This is a genomic window from Paenibacillus sp. JT31N17, from assembly GCF_056269255.1.
The window spans coordinates 101,915-120,751 of sequence record NZ_JBWDNP010000015.1 but is presented as its reverse complement, the minus strand read 5'-3'; the positions used below and the strand labels follow the sequence as shown (position 1 = coordinate 120,751).

At 52.2% G+C, this 18,837-nt stretch carries 15 protein-coding genes; 5 read left to right on the top strand and 10 right to left on the bottom strand.

What is annotated here, in order from left to right; genetic code table 11:
- Window positions 1-6: 6 nt before the first annotated feature.
- The 3 genes from AC0YOB_RS31075 to AC0YOB_RS31065 form a co-directional block, all read right to left on the bottom strand.
- A complete protein-coding gene (locus tag AC0YOB_RS31075) occupies window positions 7-1,308 on the bottom strand; it encodes an ABC transporter substrate-binding protein (RefSeq protein WP_475796074.1) in 1,302 nt (433 codons plus the stop codon).
- A 161-nt stretch (window positions 1,309-1,469) separates the two neighbouring features.
- Window positions 1,470-2,312, bottom strand: coding sequence for a carbohydrate ABC transporter permease (locus AC0YOB_RS31070; RefSeq protein ID WP_210044875.1), 843 nt, complete (start codon window positions 2,310-2,312; stop codon window positions 1,470-1,472).
- Window positions 2,309-3,262, bottom strand: a complete 954-nt coding sequence (locus tag AC0YOB_RS31065; protein WP_475796073.1) for a carbohydrate ABC transporter permease — start codon at window positions 3,260-3,262, stop codon at window positions 2,309-2,311. The genes AC0YOB_RS31070 and AC0YOB_RS31065 overlap by 4 nt, the downstream gene beginning before the upstream one ends.
- 120 nt (window positions 3,263-3,382) lie before the next feature.
- Here AC0YOB_RS31065 and AC0YOB_RS31060 point away from each other — a divergent pair, with 120 nt between their 5' ends.
- From AC0YOB_RS31060 to AC0YOB_RS31045, 4 genes are all read left to right on the top strand, one after another.
- Complete coding sequence (locus AC0YOB_RS31060) at window positions 3,383-4,642, top strand: response regulator (RefSeq protein ID WP_475796072.1); 1,260 nt, start codon at window positions 3,383-3,385, stop codon at window positions 4,640-4,642.
- Window positions 4,643-4,667: 25 nt separating this feature from the next.
- Window positions 4,668-6,455, top strand: a complete 1,788-nt coding sequence (locus tag AC0YOB_RS31055; protein WP_475796071.1) for a cache domain-containing sensor histidine kinase — start codon at window positions 4,668-4,670, stop codon at window positions 6,453-6,455.
- Window positions 6,456-6,506: 51 nt separating this feature from the next.
- Window positions 6,507-7,613, top strand: a complete 1,107-nt coding sequence (locus tag AC0YOB_RS31050; RefSeq protein WP_475796070.1) for a glycoside hydrolase family 88 protein — start codon at window positions 6,507-6,509, stop codon at window positions 7,611-7,613.
- A 522-nt stretch (window positions 7,614-8,135) separates the two neighbouring features.
- A complete protein-coding gene (locus AC0YOB_RS31045; protein WP_475796069.1) occupies window positions 8,136-9,167 on the top strand; it encodes a YheC/YheD family endospore coat-associated protein in 1,032 nt (343 codons plus the stop codon).
- 218 nt (window positions 9,168-9,385) lie between these two features.
- Here the strand turns inward: AC0YOB_RS31045 and AC0YOB_RS31040 are convergent, their stop codons facing one another.
- Window positions 9,386-10,234 carry a BclA C-terminal domain-containing protein gene (locus AC0YOB_RS31040; protein WP_475796068.1) on the bottom strand — a complete coding sequence of 283 codons (849 nt, stop codon included), beginning with the start codon at window positions 10,232-10,234 and terminating at the stop codon, window positions 9,386-9,388.
- Between the two features lie 311 nt (window positions 10,235-10,545).
- A complete protein-coding gene (locus tag AC0YOB_RS31035; RefSeq protein ID WP_475796067.1) occupies window positions 10,546-11,280 on the bottom strand; it encodes an alpha/beta fold hydrolase in 735 nt (244 codons plus the stop codon).
- A 111-nt stretch (window positions 11,281-11,391) separates the two neighbouring features.
- On the opposite strand from AC0YOB_RS31035, the gene AC0YOB_RS31030 reads away from it, so the two are divergent.
- Entirely contained in the window at window positions 11,392-12,333 is a 942-nt protein-coding gene (locus tag AC0YOB_RS31030; RefSeq protein ID WP_475796066.1) for a helix-turn-helix transcriptional regulator, read from the top strand.
- A 581-nt stretch (window positions 12,334-12,914) separates the two neighbouring features.
- On the opposite strand, the gene AC0YOB_RS31025 is transcribed toward AC0YOB_RS31030, so the two are convergent.
- The 5 genes from AC0YOB_RS31025 to opp4C all read right to left on the bottom strand — a co-directional run bounded on the left by AC0YOB_RS31025 (window position 12,915) and on the right by opp4C (window position 18,822).
- Window positions 12,915-14,198: a M20 family metallo-hydrolase gene (locus AC0YOB_RS31025; protein ID WP_475796065.1), complete on the bottom strand. Its 1,284-nt coding sequence runs from the start codon at window positions 14,196-14,198 to the stop codon at window positions 12,915-12,917.
- Window positions 14,199-14,228: 30 nt separating this feature from the next.
- Entirely contained in the window at window positions 14,229-15,599 is a 1,371-nt protein-coding gene (locus tag AC0YOB_RS31020) for an allantoinase (RefSeq protein ID WP_475796064.1), read from the bottom strand.
- A 341-nt stretch (window positions 15,600-15,940) separates the two neighbouring features.
- The gene (locus AC0YOB_RS31015; RefSeq protein WP_475796063.1) at window positions 15,941-16,906 is read right to left on the bottom strand and encodes an ABC transporter ATP-binding protein; all 966 of its coding nucleotides are present in this window, start codon (window positions 16,904-16,906) and stop codon (window positions 15,941-15,943) included.
- Window positions 16,899-17,882 carry an ABC transporter ATP-binding protein gene (locus AC0YOB_RS31010; RefSeq protein WP_475796062.1) on the bottom strand — a complete coding sequence of 328 codons (984 nt, stop codon included), beginning with the start codon at window positions 17,880-17,882 and terminating at the stop codon, window positions 16,899-16,901. Before AC0YOB_RS31010 ends, AC0YOB_RS31015 begins: the two co-directional genes overlap by 8 nt.
- Before the next feature lie 13 nt (window positions 17,883-17,895).
- Window positions 17,896-18,822 (bottom strand): oligopeptide ABC transporter permease, encoded by a 927-nt coding sequence (gene opp4C, locus AC0YOB_RS31005; RefSeq protein ID WP_475788052.1) that lies wholly within the window; start codon window positions 18,820-18,822, stop codon window positions 17,896-17,898.
- Window positions 18,823-18,837 lie beyond the last annotated feature (15 nt).

Below are 18,837 nucleotides of genomic sequence, written 5' to 3'. Positions count from 1 at the left end.
CTATCCTTAATTTTCGTATTCGGACGCTTTGCTCTTCAAATCGTCAAAGGCCTGCTCCGGCGTCGTTTTGCCGAACATCAAGGACTCGGTGATTGAAGTGTACTCTTTCGATTCAAAATTGATCCATCCCTTGGCTCCAGGGTTGAACGGCTGCGCTCCCGGAGTGGCTTTCTCGATCATTTCGACCGTCAGTTTATCTGCTGCAGTAAACTTGGGCTCCAATTCAGCTACGATTTTACTGGATGCCGGTACGCCGCGTGTGGTTCCGGAAATCTCCCCGACTTCGGGATCATTGATAAACCAGTCGATAAACTTCATCGCCTCCTCTTTGTTCTTGGAGTCCTGGCTTACACTGAAGAAGAAGGTCGCCTTGAGCCAGCTGCCCGCTTGCTCGCTTTTGGGCATGGCGGAAACGCCTATACTGCCGGGCTTCAAGCTCTCCCACGAGGAGGCTTGGGCTGCATGAGCATTTCTGAAAATGATTCTTCCGTTGATCATAAGATCAAGCTTGGGATCCAGCTCTTTATCGCCAACCTGCACATCCGGAGGGGGGACAATGCCTTCTTTTCTAAAGTCACTGAAAATATTAACCCATTCCAGCCAAGTATCCCTGTCGAAATTGAATTTGCCATCCATCGTAATCGGGAGACCTTTTCCTTTGCTTAATTGATAGGAATAATAAGCCTCTTTGCTGGATGTTCCATCCTGCATGACGTATTGATCTTTGCCAAGCTTCGCCTTGATGTCACGGGCCAGCTGGAAATATTCATCCCAGGTGATGCCGTCCTTGAGCTCAAAGCCGAGCTTTTCCAGCGATGCCTTATCATAAATGATGCCCCACGCATTATTGCCGAGCGGTATGGCGGTTTGCTTGCCATTGAACTGCCCCGTTTCCGCGAGCTTCGGATCGATATCCGCGATATTGATACTGCTAAGGTCGGCCAATTGGTTTCTTGCATTCCAGTCCGCCAGCCAGGCCGCGTCCATCTGGATAATATCCGGCGTGTTTTTGGCTGCGGCTTGCGTGGTCAGTTTATCAATATACCCGTCGAATCCCGAATATTCCGGTTCAAACGTGACATTCGGATTTTCCTTCGTGTACAAATCGAGAATCTTGAGGGTGGCGTCATGCCGGGGCTGGGATCCCCACCAATTGATGCGAAGCTTCACCGGCTTGCTGCCAGTCTCCGCCGGTTGATTGTTTCCCGTCGTTTCCGCTCCCGGCGATGCGCCCCCGCAGGCGGTCAGCGATATTCCCATTACAGCTGTCAGTACCGTGAGAATGATTTTTTTCCGCATTTTCAACATAAACGGCATGTCCCCTTTGATTAGTATTCTACTTGCCTGGCACAACTTCCTGTTTGACTTTTCCGGAAAGTTAAACGCTTACAGCCCCATCATAGCAACATGACAAGCCCATTAATATAATACTAAAACACAATTTGTTTCAATATTGTCAGAATATAGATCTAACCCTTGATGCCTGAAGTGGCAATCCCTTCAACAAAATGCTTTTGGGCGAGGAAGAAAATAATCGCCGAAGGGATTACGGACACCAGACCCATGGCCAACAGCTGTCCCCATTCCTGGACCGACTGCGAATCATTGAACATGCGCAGCGCCAGGCCAACCGTATATTTATCAACTGAATTAATATACAGCAGATGGCCGAAGAAGTCGTCCCAATTCCACAGGAAGCAGTAGATGAACACGGTAACAAGCGCGGGTTTTGTTAAGGGAATGACAATTCTCCAATAAATTCCAAACCAGCTGCAGCCGTCGATTTTGGCGGATTCGTCCAGTTCTCTGGGAATCCCTCTAATAAATTGCACAAGCAGGAATACGAAGAATGCGCCCCCCGACCCGCCTGCAAGAGAATGAGGAACAATGAAAGGCAAATAAGTATTTACCCAGCCAAGGCTGTGAAACAGCGTATACTGCGGGATAATCGTCACCTGTCCGGGAAGCATGAGCGTTAGCATCAAAATGGAAAACCAGAAATTGCGAAGCGGAAAATCCAGCCGGGCAAAACCAAAAGCGACAAGACTGCAGGATAGAACGGTCGTAATCAGAATGCCCAGCTCCAGCTGCAGGTTATTGAGATAGAAATCGGTAAAGGAGTGGCCGGGTATGGCGTACCAGCCATCCTTGAAATTGCTCCACAGCGGACTTGCCGGAAACAAACCGGGCAGGCTCATCTCCTGATTCGATTTCAGGGAAGCGCCGACCCACCAGATGACGGGATAAATCATAATCAAGCTGAGCAAAATGAGTCCCAAATGCCTGAACAGGATATTCCGTCTCACGTTCATCGTCTTTTCCTCCCTTCATCTTCATAAAACACCCAATACTTCGAGGTCAGGAATATAAGTGCCGTTGAAGCTACTATAATCAGGAGCATGATCCAGGCAAGGCCCGAGGCATATCCCATTTGAAGCCTGCTGAAAGCGCGTTCATATAGATAAAGCGAGTAGACGTAAGTCGAGTTGGCGGGTCCGCCGTTCGTGATGATCATCGCCGGGGTGAACATTTGGAAGGCTCCAATAATTCCCATCACGGTATTGAAATAGATCGTAGGCGAAAGCATAGGCAGTGTAATCTTAAAAAACTGCCTCACCTTGCCCGCCCCGTCAACAGACGATGCTTCGTACAGATCACCCGGTATCTGCTTCAGCCCGGCCAAAAAAACAACCATGGCGGAACCGAACTGCCAGCCCACGAGCAGCACCAGCGTCCATAACGCCGTATCGGGATTGGTCACCCATCCGGCCCCTTGTATGCCGAATTCGGCCAGTATATTGTTAATGAAGCCTTCTTTCCCGAAAATGTTTTTCCATAGAATCGATACGGCGATGCTGCCTCCAATTAAGGAAGGAAAATAAATCGCCGTCCTGTAAGCTGACATACCTTTTACATTTTTTGCAAGCAATATAGCCACGAACAAGGCAGCAATCAGTCTTAACGGGGTTGAAGCCGCAACATAAAGGAATGTTACCTTGACCGCTTGTATAAAGCTATCATCTGATGTTAATATTTTGTTGTAATTGCTAAGCCCTACCCAATTAGGCTTTTCAAGGAGGGAGAAATCGGTAAAGGAATAATAGAGAGACTGCACAATGGGATACAAGGTCAGGCCGAGCAGGCCGACCAGCCACGGCGAAATGAATAAATAGCCGGCAATCGGCGACTCCCATCGCTTGATCCTGGGTTTGTGGCGCTTGGCCGATGGCAGGGGTATTGTCGATGTCGAACCGTCTTTCATGAAGTCCACCTCATTTACTGTGATTTTCTCTAATTATAGTTTTCAGCAGACTGCAAACCTATGAGGGTATATCACTATTTCTTTCAAATTAGTCCTACATTCTCAGCGGGAGGGATATCCATGTGGAAAATCGCAATCATCGATGATGACCGGCAGGTACTTAAAGGAATGAAGCAGGTGATTCCCTGGAAGGAGATCGGCGCCGAATGGGCGGGAGAAAGCACGAACGGCGCCAAGGGGCTTGAGCTGATCCGCCAAACGAAACCGGATATCGTCATTACGGATGTTTATATGCCTGTCATGGACGGGCTGAAAATGATCGAGCAGCTGCGGGAAGAACGCTTTGGGGGCAAGTTTCTCATTCACAGCGGCTATTCCGATTTCGAATTTGCCCGCAAGGCATTGAGGCTGAACGTGGAAGACTATTTATCCAAGCCCGTGTCCAGACACACGCTCCGCGAAGCGCTTCAGCGCGTTATCCAGGCGGTCGAGCAGGAGAACCGGCTCCGGAAGGAGCAAAACGAGCTCAAGGAAAAGGTCGGCCTGTACGAGCCGTTAGCCCATAAGGAGTGGCTGAAAACCGCGGTTACGGGCAGCATGGATCACTGGAACAAGGAGCATCCGCTGTTCAGCAGCGGCATTGACCGAAGCCATCTGGTTCTCGGAATTGAAATCATGAGGACAACGCGCATTGCCGAGGTTGGCACTTCCGACCGTTTTCTGTTCCGTTTTGCCATTCAGAACATCATTCAGGAAATTCTGGGCGAAGAAAATCTTTCGTTCGACTTCGTCGAACTGCATGGCTATCATGCGGCATTGATTATACATGTTGATCAGGACGCCACATACGGAGAGCTTAAGGACGGCATTACGGCAATCGCCGGGAGAATTATCGAATGCGTGCAAAAGTATCTGTACGTTTCGCTCCGTATCGGTATCGGCGGCCTCAAGAAGCATTGGTCCAAGCTGTCCGATTCATTGGAGGAAGCATTCCATTTTCTGACCCAGGAGGCTTCCGTCATTCCCGCCTCCAGCTTGTACGAATATCACGATTCGGGCAAGCGCTCCCACAAACAGGCTGTCGATTTTATGAAGCAGTATATTCACGAGAACTACACGCGGGAAATCACATTGGCAGAGCTCGCCGATAAGGTGTTTATCTCGCGGAATTACTTAAGCCTGATTTTTAAAAATGCTACCGGGGAAACGATCAACAACTACATTATCCGGGTGCGGATGGAGAAGGCCAAAAGCCTGCTGTTGATGGGGACGCTGAAAATTTATGAGATTGCGGAGAGTGTCGGGTACAAGAATATTCCTTATTTCAGTACGACGTTCAAAAAGCATTTTGGTGTCACCCCGGCCGAACTGATCAGATAAAGTCATTATTGAGGGTGTGGGAATAATGAAGCATATGTTCAAAAAATATCCGATTTATTATCTGCTGTACGGCGGATTTTCCGGCTTTATGGTCATCCTCCTGGTAGTGGTGATCGGACTTGCTTATTCGCTGTCCGCGCAGGAAATGGTGAAGAACACGTCTTATTATCAGCAAAACGTGCTGAACGAGCTGAACAGCAAAATCGGCATTCAAATGCGTTCGTTCGAGCAGACCTCCCTCGCGGCCTCAAGAAACCCTCTATTATCAGACTACTCCCAGTCCAAAGACAATTATTCCGATCATACCAGGAGCGCGGAGATTGAAGAATTTCTCGCCAATATCACTTATGCTACGCCGATGATATCCTCCATCCAGTTCTACACGAAGAATGCCATCCCCAGCCAATCGCAGACTCCGGTCGTATTTATCGAAGAAGAGAAAGCCAGGAAAGAGATCTGGTACGACTGGGTCCAGAAGGCGGATTTCACCTGGATCGGCGAGCGGATGATCACGCTGTTCAACGGCGAATTTGCCGTTATCAGCTTTGCCCGGAAGGTCTATTCCCCCTCCGGCGAATACAGCGGATTACTGCTGCTGAACATTAAAGCCGCAGCCATTCAGGCTCTGGTCCAAGGGGAGACGCCCGACGCCAACCGCATTCTGCTGGATTCCGGGGGGAGGGCTATTACCTCTATTGGAGACCCGGAGCTCCGGGATAATTTAGGCGATTTTCTTCCTTCCATGAATGACGAATCCGGATATTTGAGAGTGAAGACGGAAGGTTATACGCTGGCCAACGCCAACAGCCATCTAATGGTGTGGTCCAAGCACTTTAATTCGGACTGGACGATCGTGGAATTTACACCCTGGAAGCAGATTACTTCGAGCAGCGTTCATAATGCGTTTATTTTGTCCCTTGTCGGGATACTGACCATCTTTCTGGCGTTATTCTTCACTTTATTGTTCTCCAACCAGTTTATCAAGCCGATCCGGCTGCTGCTGCATGAGATGGGCCGATACACGACGAATGCCAATAAAGTGAAGCTCCCGGAGGATTATACGAATGAATACGGCGTATTGTTCTCGGGCTACAGAAAGCTGATGGACCGCATTCAAGAGCTGTATCAATCCCTGGAAAATCAGTACAAAAGGCAAAAGAAAGCGGAGATCAAGGCGCTGCAGGCGATGATCAATCCGCATTTTCTCTACAACACCCTGGACCAGCTGAATTGGATGGCCCTTGGGGCCGGTCACGATAAGATGAGCGAAATACTGGAGCTGATGGGCAAAATGTTCCGGATCGGCTTGTCCAACGGCGAAAGCCTGATAACGATCCGCGAGGAGCTTATGCATGCAAGCTGCTATATGCAGATTCAGCAGCTGCGCTGGGAGGAAGGTTTAACCGTGCAGGTCGAGGTGCCGGAGCATCTGGAAGCCTTTTATATTCCGAAAATGACTTTGCAGCCCTTTATCGAGAATGCCATTATGCATGGCTTCGACGGAAGAACAGCCGGAAGCATCAGGATCCACGCAGCCAGAGAGCCCTATGCGAAAGCCATTATGATTACGATAGCGGATGACGGAGTCGGGCTCAAAGCGAACTGGAATTCCGACAAGAACGGCAAGACCGGCGGGTACGGAATCCGCAATGTGAAAGAAAGATTCGAAGCCTTCTTCGGGGCGGCCTACGGGATTGAAATCAGAAACAAGGAGCCCGGCGGCGGGGTAGTGGTATTCATCCGGATTCCCTTGCTGAGCAATCAACATGACAATATAGGAACGTTTTCTCACAATCTACCGCCACTTTTTTGATTCTGAAAGCGCTACACTTATCATATAAACCAATCTATGGAGGTAGAGAGAATGACCCAGTCCTACTGGCAGGAAGTAATAAGCCGTCTTGATGCCAAGATCGGCAATACGATCGGCAAGCTTGCGGGAACCTATCCTCACTTTGCCGGAGAAGATGGAAAATTCGATAACATCGGCTCGGACTGGTGGACAACTGGCTTCTATCCTGGAATGCTCTGGATTATGTACGACATGACAGGCAAGGAACACTACAGGGAAGCGGCATGGAATTATGATCAGGTATTGGAGGAATGGTTCGTCAAACCGACCGAGGAGCTGCACCATGATGTTGGCTTTCAGTTCCTGTCGACCGCGGTTATCAAGCATAAAATGACGGGGGATGCGGATGGCTTCCGGAGGGGCATCGAAGCCGCCAATTTTCTTGCGGGCCGGTATAACCCCGTCGGACGCTTCATCCGCGCGTGGAATGCCGACAGGCATGGCTGGGCCATTATCGATTGCATGATCAATATCTCGCTTCTCTTCTGGGCAAGCAAAGTAAGCGGAGACCCCCGGTACAAGCACATTGCCATTGCGCATGCCGAGACGACCATGGAATATGGCATCCGCGAAGACGGGTCGACCAGGCATATTTTGTCCTTCGATCCGGAGAACGGCGGATTCATCGAATCCTTCGGCGGTCAGGGCCATTCAGTGGAATCCTGCTGGAGCCGCGGCGCTTCCTGGGGGCTGTACGGCTTTATCAATACCTACCGGAACACAGGCGATGTGCGTTTCCTCAATACGGCCAAACGGATCGCGCATTATTTTATCGCAGCTTTGCCGGAGGATCATGTCCCGTACTGGGATTTCCGGCTGGAGTCGCTGGAAGGTCAGTCAAGAGACAGCTCGGCCGCAGCTATAGCAGCTTCCGGCCTGCTGGAAATCGCGGAAGTCGTGCCTGCAGGGGAGAAGCAGCTGTACCTCGGAGCAGCCGGGCGGATCCTTCGTTCTCTAACCGAGAATTACGCCACATGGGAACTGCCGGAGCATGAAGCTATTCTGCTCCACGGTACTGGAAGCGGCACCTCTTTCATTGATGTCTCTCTCATTTATGGAGACTATTATTATGTGGAAGCAGTCGCCAAATTAAGCGGCTGGAAGCATCGGATTTATTAAGCGGCTGAAGATGGCGGCATGCACGCAGCAGGGGCTGGCCGATGCCTGCAGCAGCTGTCCTTGGGCTGCAGGCCATCCAGCCGCTATACCTATAATCAAAGGGTTGAGCAGGAGACTTCTACCGCTGCTCAGCCCTTTTTTCTGTGAAAGCGGCTCTGCTCCAGCCAGCCCAGGAAACTAAATGATGGAAACGCCCGCGCTTGCATAACCGGTCACAACCAGAGCAACAGTCAACACTGGTGCTGCCACAGTGTACACCAGCAACAGACGGGTACCTGTCGTGACAGGTATTGCAAGCCCTGTAGTAGTACCGCTGCTGATCCCGCCAAGCGCAACAACATCCGTGAGTGGCGGAGCACAACATCTGCAAGCATGAAGACTCTATCTCGAATCAATTTATTCCAAATTGTGGCAAAGGGTGCAAACACATATTTTTGTTCAAGTGTATTGTTGTCCATGCGTTTCCTTATTTGAGACATACCCTGTTCTTGACAGGCTTTTCGGGAATAGGAGAGATAAAGAATGTACAGAAACGGCGCTTTACTCGGCATTATGGTCGCTACCCGCAAAATAAGAAAATCTTCGCTTATCAACTATCTTCGGTTCAACACAACCCGTTTGAACCTTTTCTGTTTTACACCGGCCGATATCGACTGGCAGCGGAACAGGATTACCGGACTTCACCGCTCCAAAGGCAAATGGGCGATTAGCATATTTCCCTTTCCGAAGGTGATCTACAACCGCTGTTATGAGCTGAAACAAGAGATGATTGAACAACTGGAAGCCGTAATCGGACGAAACAAATGCTTCAACCATATCAATCATCTCAATAAATATGAAACTCACAATCAACTAACCAGGTCGCTTGTCCCTTATTTGCCTGAAACCCTTCCTTTTAACCGGAAGAATGCGGCCGAAATGCTTGCTGCTCATAAACTTCTCTATCTCAAGCCTTGTTACGGCAATAAGGGCAAAGGGGTATATCGTGTAGAACTGAAAGATTCCGGCGAAATCCACATCGGCGAGCATTATATTCAACCCAGTATCATAGCCAGCAATATACCGCAGTTTCTGGAGAGCGTGCAAACTCTTCTCGGCTCCGAACCGTACATCATACAAAGGGGAGTCCCTACACAGCGATTAGCCGGGAGAATCTTCGACATTCGCGTGCTTGTGCAAAAAAATAAGACGGGCATATGGTCCGTAACCAGTGTAATTAGCAGAGTGGCCTATAAAGGATGCTTTAACACCAGCATATTTGAGAAGATGTGCTCGTCTATAGAGGCGCTCAGATATTTATATCCCCATGAACAAGCTGGCGCCATTTTAAACCGGATTCATGAGATCAGCTTGCAGGCTGCAAAAACCATCGAGACAAGCAGCGGCCTGCATTTAGGGGAGCTTAGCGTCGATTTGGCGCTGGACAACGATTGTCATCCCTGGATTATTGAAGTAAACGGCAAACCGCAAAAGAGTCTGTATCAAGCTTTCCGCAATAAAAGCACCGTCTATAAGAGGCCATTGGAATATGCGCATTTTCTGCAGAATCGCTGATCCCCATGCTGCAAAGTTTATGCGTGGTGTCAATATGCCCGAAACGGACTATCGTTTCCTTGTTTCTTGGCACCTCTTCCGTCTTAAGAGAAGACCGACAGGACTTTGTAAAAAATGGACAAGCTTCACCCCGAAACCGCACCTCCAAGACAAAACAGCAAAGAAGCAGCTCCGGGAAAAAGAGCTGCTTCCGGCTGTTCCTGATCTATTCGCGGGTCTTATGCCAATCTCTTGATAACAACAGAGGCGTTCACATTGGCTTGCGTGCCTCCTGCCAGCGTCTGAAGGGTAACTGCGGCAGATGAGCTGTGATTGCGCAGCGTAAGCACATCGCCGGAAGCCAAAGCGATTATAGCCTGCCCGTTGTTTTGCTGTGTGCCGGCACCGGAGCCGTATATAGTTCCGGCAACCAGAGCCCCATTCAGGAATAGTGCGAACTGGTTAGGCTCCACACCCGACACGGAAAAAGTAACCTCATAGGTACCCGCATCGGTAACTGCGATCTGAGTTGTTCCGGGGGCATGCGTAATTCCAGGCGTCAGAAGACCATTCGTATCGAAGATAACATCCGCCTCTATAGGAACCACTCGGGATGCCAGGTTATAAACATACCCGAACTGGGAAATCCCTCCGGCAGGGCCTGTAGCTCCTGTTGCTCCAACAGCACCCACGCTTCCCGCTGCGCCTACACTGCCTGCTGCGCCTACAGTGCCCGCTGCGCCTACGCTTCCCGCGGAGCCTACTGTGCCTGCGGGGCCTACCGTACCTGCGCTGCCTACACTCCCTGCCGTACCAACAGATCCGGCAGATCCTACGTTGCCTACTGAACCGGCAGATCCTACACTGCCTGCTGTGCCTACATTGCCAGCAGCTCCTACACTGCCTGCAGCTCCTACACTGCCTGCGGCCCCTACCGCTCCGGCAGCCCCTAATTCAGCTCCTTGAGGAAGATTGACAACCACCACTTGCTTTTTGACAACGATTTTCTTGCAGCAGCAGTTTTTCTTCGGGCGACGGATTTTTCGCTTGACTGTTTTCTTTTTACAGTCTTTTTTTGGTTTAATCACAGGACAACCCAATTCACACACACCTCCAGTTAGATTTGATGTATAGTACTCCATCGATCTATCGAAGGCATGGACATTTGTCTTACAGCTCATAGACTCCTATCTATTTCTGCTGAAAACAGGCCTTTGTACAAGGTACATTCATCCGTAAAGTACATCAAAGTGTTTATCTATCCCGGCACGACTATTTTAATAGAATCATATACTACCAACGGGACAACTCAATAAAGCATCACAACAAACCCTCCTTATGAACATAAGTGAGGGTTCTTTTTTTGCCCAAGCGTATCCGGTTGCGGCATGATCCCCTTTTATTGGAGGGCCAACTTCGCCAGAAAGGTCTGCAGCGCAAGGCGCAATCCGTCCGGATCGCTGAGCATCGGCAGGTGGCCTGTGTTCAAGCTCGCAATGTGCTCAGGGGTAAAGTTTGCAATCATTTTGTCCTGCTGAGCCTTACTGAGCTCTCTATCGTTCAGCAGTTTAATATACAGCTTAGGCACCGGCGGAATAACCGCATTTGATCGGTCCGTGTAAACACGGACCGATTCCGGGACAAATTCCCGCACAACCTCTGCCGCCTGTTCCGGCGGCAGATCATGGCATAAGCCCGAACGGATGGCAGATTCGGGGGGCCGGGTGCCCAGCTTTCGCAGCAGGATGGACATGAGGAGGCGTTTGGGAAATGGCAAAATGGAAAGAAAGGACCCGCCATTCCCGGGGATTGCCGCTCCGACGGCCGCGAATCCGGCCAGACGCCCGGACAACCCCGCGGCAGCCTTCAGAGCGGGAATTCCCCCGAGCGAATGGGCCACAATAATGAATTTTTTCACTTCCCATTCCTCTATTTGTTCCCGGATATAGGCCGTATAATGATCCAGTGAAAGTTCTTGCGCCGTTTCGTTATTGCCGCCGCGCAGCGGGAAGTCAACCAATAAACAGGGATTCTCCAATCCATCAACGACCTTCTCCCAAATTCCGCGATTCAGGCCCGCACCATAAATAAAGACCAAACCGATCCTGTCTCCGGATTGTTGTTCAACGTTCATCCTGATTCCCCCTCCAGTTAATATCTCTTCATAGAAATCTTAGCGTATAAACCGGTCAATTTCTGTCCTATTATTATGGTAAAATAAAAAAAAAGGAGGAGGGGAAGGAATATGTTAAAGGCGCAGCGGCTTATCCAGCTCATTATGATAATTAACGCCAAAAAAACCTTTACCGTTCAGGAGCTGGCGGATGAATTCGGACTGTCCTACCGGACGATAACCCGCGATTTGCTGGAGCTCAGTGAGCTTGGCGTTCCCATCTATTCCGTCCAGGGGCGGGGAGGCGGCTATAAGCTGCTGCAGGACCGGATACTGCCGCCAATCGCATTCACGGAAAGCGAAGCGGTGGCCCTGTTTTTCGCCTGCCAGTCCCTGCAGTATTTCGGCTCCTTGCCTTTTGACGAGGGAGCGAGCTCCGCGCTTCACAAGTTTTATCATTACCTGCCTGCTGACGTCAAGGATCAAATAGACCGTTTGCAAAACAAAGTGGCCATCTGGAGCCCTCACCGCAGAATGTCTCCGGACTGTCTTCGAACACTGCTGCAGGCCATCATGATCCGTAAAGTGGTGACGATCGAATACAGCTCGCGCAGCGGCACGACAAAGCGGAATATTCAGCCGATCGGCCTCTATTCGAGCGATGGCTACTGGTATTGTCCCGCTTACTGCATACTGCGCAGCGAGCAGCGATTGTTCCGTGCAGACCGGATTCTCTCTGCCGCCCTGAACGATGCCATACCGTGGTCGGATGATGTGGAGCAATGGAATTTGCAGAATACGCCTGAAAAAAGCCGGTCGGAGCAAACTTCTCTGACCATCGAGCTCACTCCCAATGGGGTGTGGGCGCTCGAAGCCGATATCTGGTTCGGAACTGCCATTGAACGCCGCGAAGACGGCAGCGGCACGGCAACCATTCTGGTCCCTGCGGAAAATCTGAAGTTTTATGTAGATCTGATCTGGAAGCTGGGGGGAGACGCCAGGATTCTGTATCCCGCTCAGGCCATTGCGTATACAAAACAAAAGCTCCAGGCCATGAATTCGAAATATCTCTGATTGCTATACAGCAGCCAATGTCAGACGGATATCTTATTGATCCCCCTGATCCCAAGGATATCCTCCAATGAGGAAATTCATGCTTGCATGCGCTCACGAGGCATTTCTTTATCTCTAACAAGGAATAACCTCACTGTACCCGCTTCTGAGTAACGTTCCGTCTCATAAAGGTGCTCTTATAAGCTTATTCCTGCTTGCATGCTCTCACGCGGGATTTCTTCATCTCTAACAAGGAAAAACCTCACTGTACCCGCTTCAGGGTACCGTTCAGTCTCGTAGTGGTGCTCTTATAAGCTTATTCCTGCTTGCATGCGCTCATTTCGGATTTCTTCATCTCTAACAAGGAATAACCTCACTGTACCCGCTGCTGGATGCTGCTGTTTAGTCTCGTAAGGATGTTGATGTTCTTATTAACTGTAGATTATTGGTAAATAACTCAATTTCCATGCAAATAGACGCCTCCATCACCACTGTCAGGGTGGTTTTGAGGCGTCTTATACATTGCTTGGGAGTGAGCCGCTCACTGAACCGCCTTTGGCAAAGCCCGCTTGGCAAAGCACTTGGCCGATCCCAACAGGTTGTTATCCTCCCTGCGCATACCCAAGCTGATAGAGCAGCTCGATCAGGACGGCAATCCCCGCCGCCATATCCTGAGGCAGCGTATATTCCTCAGGCGAGTGGCTGATGCCCCGGCAGCTTGGAACGAATAGCAGAGCTGTCGGACAATACCGCTGAAAAACCTGCGCGTCATGCCCGGCGCCGCTGACCATTCTGCGATAGGAGAGCGACTTGGCCTGGCAAATCTGCTCCAGTCTATGTGATAAATCGTGATCCATCCCGGCAGGAGCAGCATCCAGGCTTTTCCGGCAGTCCATTGATAGTCCCCGGATATGTGCTATCTCCTCAAAACGGGTCAATACAGCCCCGCAAAAGCTTTCCAGCTCCGCTTCCCCGGGATGCCGTATGTCCAGCGTGAAGGTCACTTTTCCAGCGACGACATTCGATGTATTGGGCACCGCTTCGATTTTTCCGACGGTAGCGACAAGCGGCTCTCCGAGGCGGAGCGCCTCCTGCTCCAAATAAACGATCATCTCCGCCGCGCCGCTGAGCGCATCCTTGCGCATCCGCATCGGCGTCGTCCCCGCGTGATTGGCCTCGCCATTCAATTCAATGACATAACGCTTCTGCCCGACAATCGCATCGACGATCCCGATCGTCTGCTCCATGCGCTCCAGGATCACGCCCTGCTCGACATGCAGCTCGATAAAAGCCGCAATATCGTCCCGCCGGCTGGTAGGCTGCTGCGGATTTCCGAACCCTGCCGCCTCCATGGCTTCGCGAAAAGCAATGCCGTTATCGTCGTATATCCCCCGTATATGCTCCTCCCCGCGAAAGCCGGTAATGCTTCCGGACCCCCAGAATGCAATGGGAAACCGGCTTCCTTCCTCCTCGCAGAACGAAACCGCCTCGAGACTGCGCTGCGGCTGCCCGCAGATTAGCTTCAAATAACGCAGCGCAATCAGACCGGCGGCAATCCCGTAGATGCCGTCATAGCTGCCGCCGCAGCGCACGGTATCCACATGCGATCCGGTCAGAATCGAAGGCGCTGCCGCATCCATTCCGGTTAACCGGCCGAAGACATTGCCCGCCTGATCCTGCCGCACTTCAAGGCCCATGCGCCTCATCCGCCCGGCAAGCGCCTCCTGCCCGCCGCGCCAGGCTTCAGAGTAGAGCAGACGGGTAACGCCTCCGCCTGCTTCGGCTCCGAACGAAGCCATCTCGTTAATGATCGTTTCCGCTTCCGCCGCAAACTGCGCCAGCTGCTCCTCGCCGATTGAAACCGGGGTATCCGCTCCTTCTCCCATCGTCCGCATCCCCCTTCTTTCTGCTTCGATTCACTGCACACTCAACCAATGGCCGTCCGGATCACCCTGCAGCCCCCGGCCGTTCTCATAGACAAGGCGACCCCGGCTGATCGTCGCTTCGACCCGGCAGCCCATTCTCCGCCCGACATAGGGACTGTGCGGATGTCTGTAGTGCAGATCGGATTCGTGCAAAACATATGCCCGATCCAGCGCAACCAGCGCAAGATCGGCATCCGCATGAAGGGCGATCCCGCCTTTATGCGGGTGAAGCCCGAATCGTTTGGCGGGACTTGCGGACAGCCACTGCGCCACCCGTTGCAGCGGAATTCCTCTTTTCATATGCGCTTCGTCGATGATAATTTCCATGCTGCTCTGACCGCCGGAAATTCCGCCCCACAATGCAAAGAAATTGCCGTCGGCATTTTCCTTCATCGATCGCGGACAGGGAGAATGGTCGGAAGAAATCATGTCGATTTTGCCTTCGCGGAGCGCTTCCCACAGCTGCTCCTGATCCTGCCGGGTTCTTAAAGGAGGCGAGCATTTGGCAAGACCGCCAAGCGTGTCCAGGTCATCCGCCGTCAGAGCCAGGTAATGCGGACAGGTCTCCAGCGTTACATCGATTCCGCGCTGCTTGGCGGCATCGATCAATTCAACGGAACGGGCGCTGCTGATATGGACAAAATGCAATGCGCAGCCGGTTTGCTCCGCAAAGAATAATGCGCGCTGCACAGCTTCCATCTCGGCGATGACAGGGCGCGATGCGGTATAATCGGCCGCCGAATGCAAGCCCGAGTTCCTGCACCGCTCTGCCAGCCTGCCCGTCATCGCTTCGCTTTCCGCATGCAGGGCCAAAATTTTGTGATGCTTCGCAATCTCCTGCATGCCTTCATAAAGCGTAAGATCATCCGCTTCTCTGAATTCATCCTCCTCCGACGGCGACGGAGATGACATAAATGCCTTAAAGCCGATGATGCCGCTTTGCGCGAGTGCCGCGAGGTCATCCCTGTTTCGGGGAACCAGCCCTCCCCATAAGGCATAATCGACGAAGGATTGGCCTTTGGCCGCTTCCAGCTTTTGCTGAAGCGCGGAGATTCGGATAGTTGGAGGAACGCCATTGAGCGGCATGTCAAAATAGGTGGTGCATCCTCCAGCGGCCATGGAGGAGGAGCCATGATAGAATCCCTCCCATTCCCCCAGCCCCGGCTCGTTGAAGTGTACATGCACATCGATCATCCCCGGCATAATATGCAGCTGCGAGGCATCTATCTGGCGGTCGCTGTCTCCATCGATCCGTTCCGACAGCTCTGCAATCCGACCACCGATAATCCCGATGTCGAGCCGTTTCACCTCATCCGCAAGAACCGCCATTCCGCCCCTGACAATCAAATCAAAACGCTGCATGCTTCATCCGCCCCCTCTTCTTCCTGCCGTTACATGGAATCCCATTCACCACTCATGTTATATATACTTACATAATAAAGATTAAGTCTTCCAAAGTCATTATCTATATTTGCCCATTTTGTCATGGCCTTCATGCTTGCCGAGCCGCAACGTAAGCGTATCGCCTCACCTGTTCTGGTGTTTCTCCGCCGTTGTTCCAGAAGCGCAAAAAAAACCAGTCAGGTCATGAATTTGACCTGACTGGCATTATTAATGCGATCTCTGGCGTCTGTGCCATTCGCGAAGCGGCTTCGACCGTTATTCGGCTCCACAGGAGTGATCTCCCGCGGCAGGATGTCCCGCTAAACCAGATGGCAGGCAACATAGTGATTGCCGCCTGCGTCGCGGAATTCCGGCACCTGCTCTTTGCAGATATCCGTGGCGTAAGGGCATCTTGTATGAAACTTGCAGCCTGACGGCGGATTGGCCGGACTTGGAATGTCGCCTTTCAGCACGATTCTCTCCCGCTTCAGCTTCGGAATCGGGACCGGAACCGCCGACAGCAGCGCTTTGGTATAAGGATGCAGCGGATTGCGGAATAATTCATCCCGGGATGCTGTTTCCATCATGGAACCCAAATACATGACGCCGATCCGGGAGCACAGATGCTCGACCACGCTCAAGTCATGGGAGATGAACAGATAGGTCAATCCCCGCGTCTCCTGAAGCTTGCGGAAAAGGTTGATGATCTGGGCCTGTATCGACACATCCAGAGCGGATACGGGCTCATCGGCGATAATCAGATCGGGATTCAGCACGAGCGCCCGGGCGATGCCGATCCGTTGACGCTGCCCGCCTGAGAATTCATGGGGGAAGCGGTCGATATGATAGGATGACAATCCGCAGGAAGCCAGCACCTCCTCCACGCGCTCCCGCACTTCCCCGCCCGGAACCAGACCGTGGTCCAGCAGCGCTTCACCGATGGCATCGCCTACGCGAACACGCGGATTCAGCGAGCTGTACGGATCCTGGAAGATCAGCTGCATTTTCGGACGCAGCTTGCGGAGCTCCTGCGCGGAGAGGCTGTACAGATCGATTCCTTTATACTTCACTTCTCCGGACGTTTTCTCCGTCAGCCGCAGAATCGTCCGCCCGACCGTGCTTTTCCCGCTGCCGGATTCACCGACAAGACCGAAGGTCTCGCCGGGCTGCAGGGTGATGCTGATATCGTCTACCGCCCTGACCTGCCCTACCGTCCGATTGAGCAGGCCGGATTTGATCGGAAAGTATTTTTTCAGATGGTTGATTTCAAGCAGCGCCTCAGACATGAACGACCGCCTCCTCATAGAGCCAGCAGGCGACTTTTTGCTTATCCGCTACAGCTTTGAGCTGCGGCTCCTTCGTCTGGCAGACCGCCATACAGCTCTCGCACCGGTCATGAAAATAACAGGAAGGCGTCAGATCGAGCGGATTGGGAACCTGTCCCGGGATCGAATATAAGTCATCCTGCCGCCGGCCCAGCACCGGCTTGGATTTCAGCAGCCCCCGCGTATACGGATGCTTGGGATTCTCGAACAGCTCGACAACCTCGCCCTCTTCAACGATTTTGCCGGAATACATAACGATCACATAATCGGCCATTTCCGCCACCACGCCAAGATCATGCGTAATCAGCAGAATGGACATATTCGACTCTTCTTTGAACTTGCGGAGCAGATCCAGAATCTGCGCTTGAATGGTCACATCGAGCGCGGTCGTCGGCTCGTCGGCAATGAGCAGCTTGGGACTGCAGGATACCGCAATGGCAATCATGATCCGCTGCAGCATACCGCCGCTGAGCTCATGCGGATAGCTGCCCGCGATCTGCTCGGCCCTGGAGATGCCGACCTGCGTTATGAGCTCAATCGCACGCTTCCGGGCTGCTTTCTTGCTCATCTTCAAGTGCTCGACCAGCGGTTCAATCAGCTGCTCGCCGATCGTCAGAACCGGATTGAGCGACGACATCGGTTCCTGGAAGATCATCGCAATATCATGACCGCGTATGGTACGCAGCTCATTCTTGTCCAATTTGAGCAGGTCACGCCCGTCGAACCCGATCTCTCCTCCCACGACTTTGCCGGCCGGTCCCTCTACCAGTCCCATCACCGACATCGCCGTAATGCTTTTTCCGCAGCCGGACTCCCCGACAATGCACACGGTCTCTCCACGTTTGACCCGCAGGCTCACATCGTCAACCGCTTTGACCGTACCCGCTTCGGTTTCAAAATATGTGCTGAGGTGATTGATCTCAAGCAGCTCTTTCATGGAAGTCTGTCACCTACCTCTTCTGTTTGGGGTCCAGTACGTCCCGGAGCCCATCGCCAAATATGTTAATTGCGATGACCGTCGCGAATATCGAGAAACCCGGCGGTATCCAGAGCCATGGCCGCTCCTGAAAATCAATCATGTTGTTGGCCGAATCGATCATATTGCCCCAGGTCGGCGTTGGCGGCATGACGCCAAGACCGAAGAAGCTCAGAACCGATTCGCTCAGGATGGCGCCGCCGATATTGAGCGTCGCGATAACAATGAGCAGCGGCACCAGATTCGGCAGCAGATGGTTGAACAATTTGCGCCGGTCGCGCAAGCCGAGCACGACCGCGGCCTGCATAAATTCGCGTTCGCGGAGGCTGAGCATCTGCCCCCGCACCATCCGCGCAAGTCCCGGCCAGCCGACAAAGCTGAGCATCACCATGACAATATACATCCGGTAATCGGTCGGCACCTTCCACTCCGAGAGCATCGCGCCGAATATGAACAATAACGGAAGACTCGGAATCGTAAGCATCAGATCCGCGATCCGCATAATAATTTGATCCGCAATTCCCCGATAATAGCCGGCAATCGTGCCCAGAAGCGCTCCGATAAAGACCGAAAGCACCATGGACGCGAGTCCGACAGTCAGTGAAATCCGGCCGGCCTGAAGCACCCGGGTCAATACATCCCGGCCAAGCGCATCCGTGCCAAGCCAGTGCTTGAGGCCGGGAGCCTTGTTCATCATGGCCATATTGATTTTGTTGTCGGTATAAGGCGAGAACAGCGGTCCGATGAAGCACGCCGCAAACATGAGGACGACGACGACAAAGCCGGAGACCGCCAGCTTATTCTTGAGCAGACGGCGCAGCGACTGCTTCCAAAGCGATGATTTTACCGGAACCGGCTTAGCCTGATTGACCTTGCTCAAACCGCTGCTAATGGTTGACATCCATGACAGCCCCCT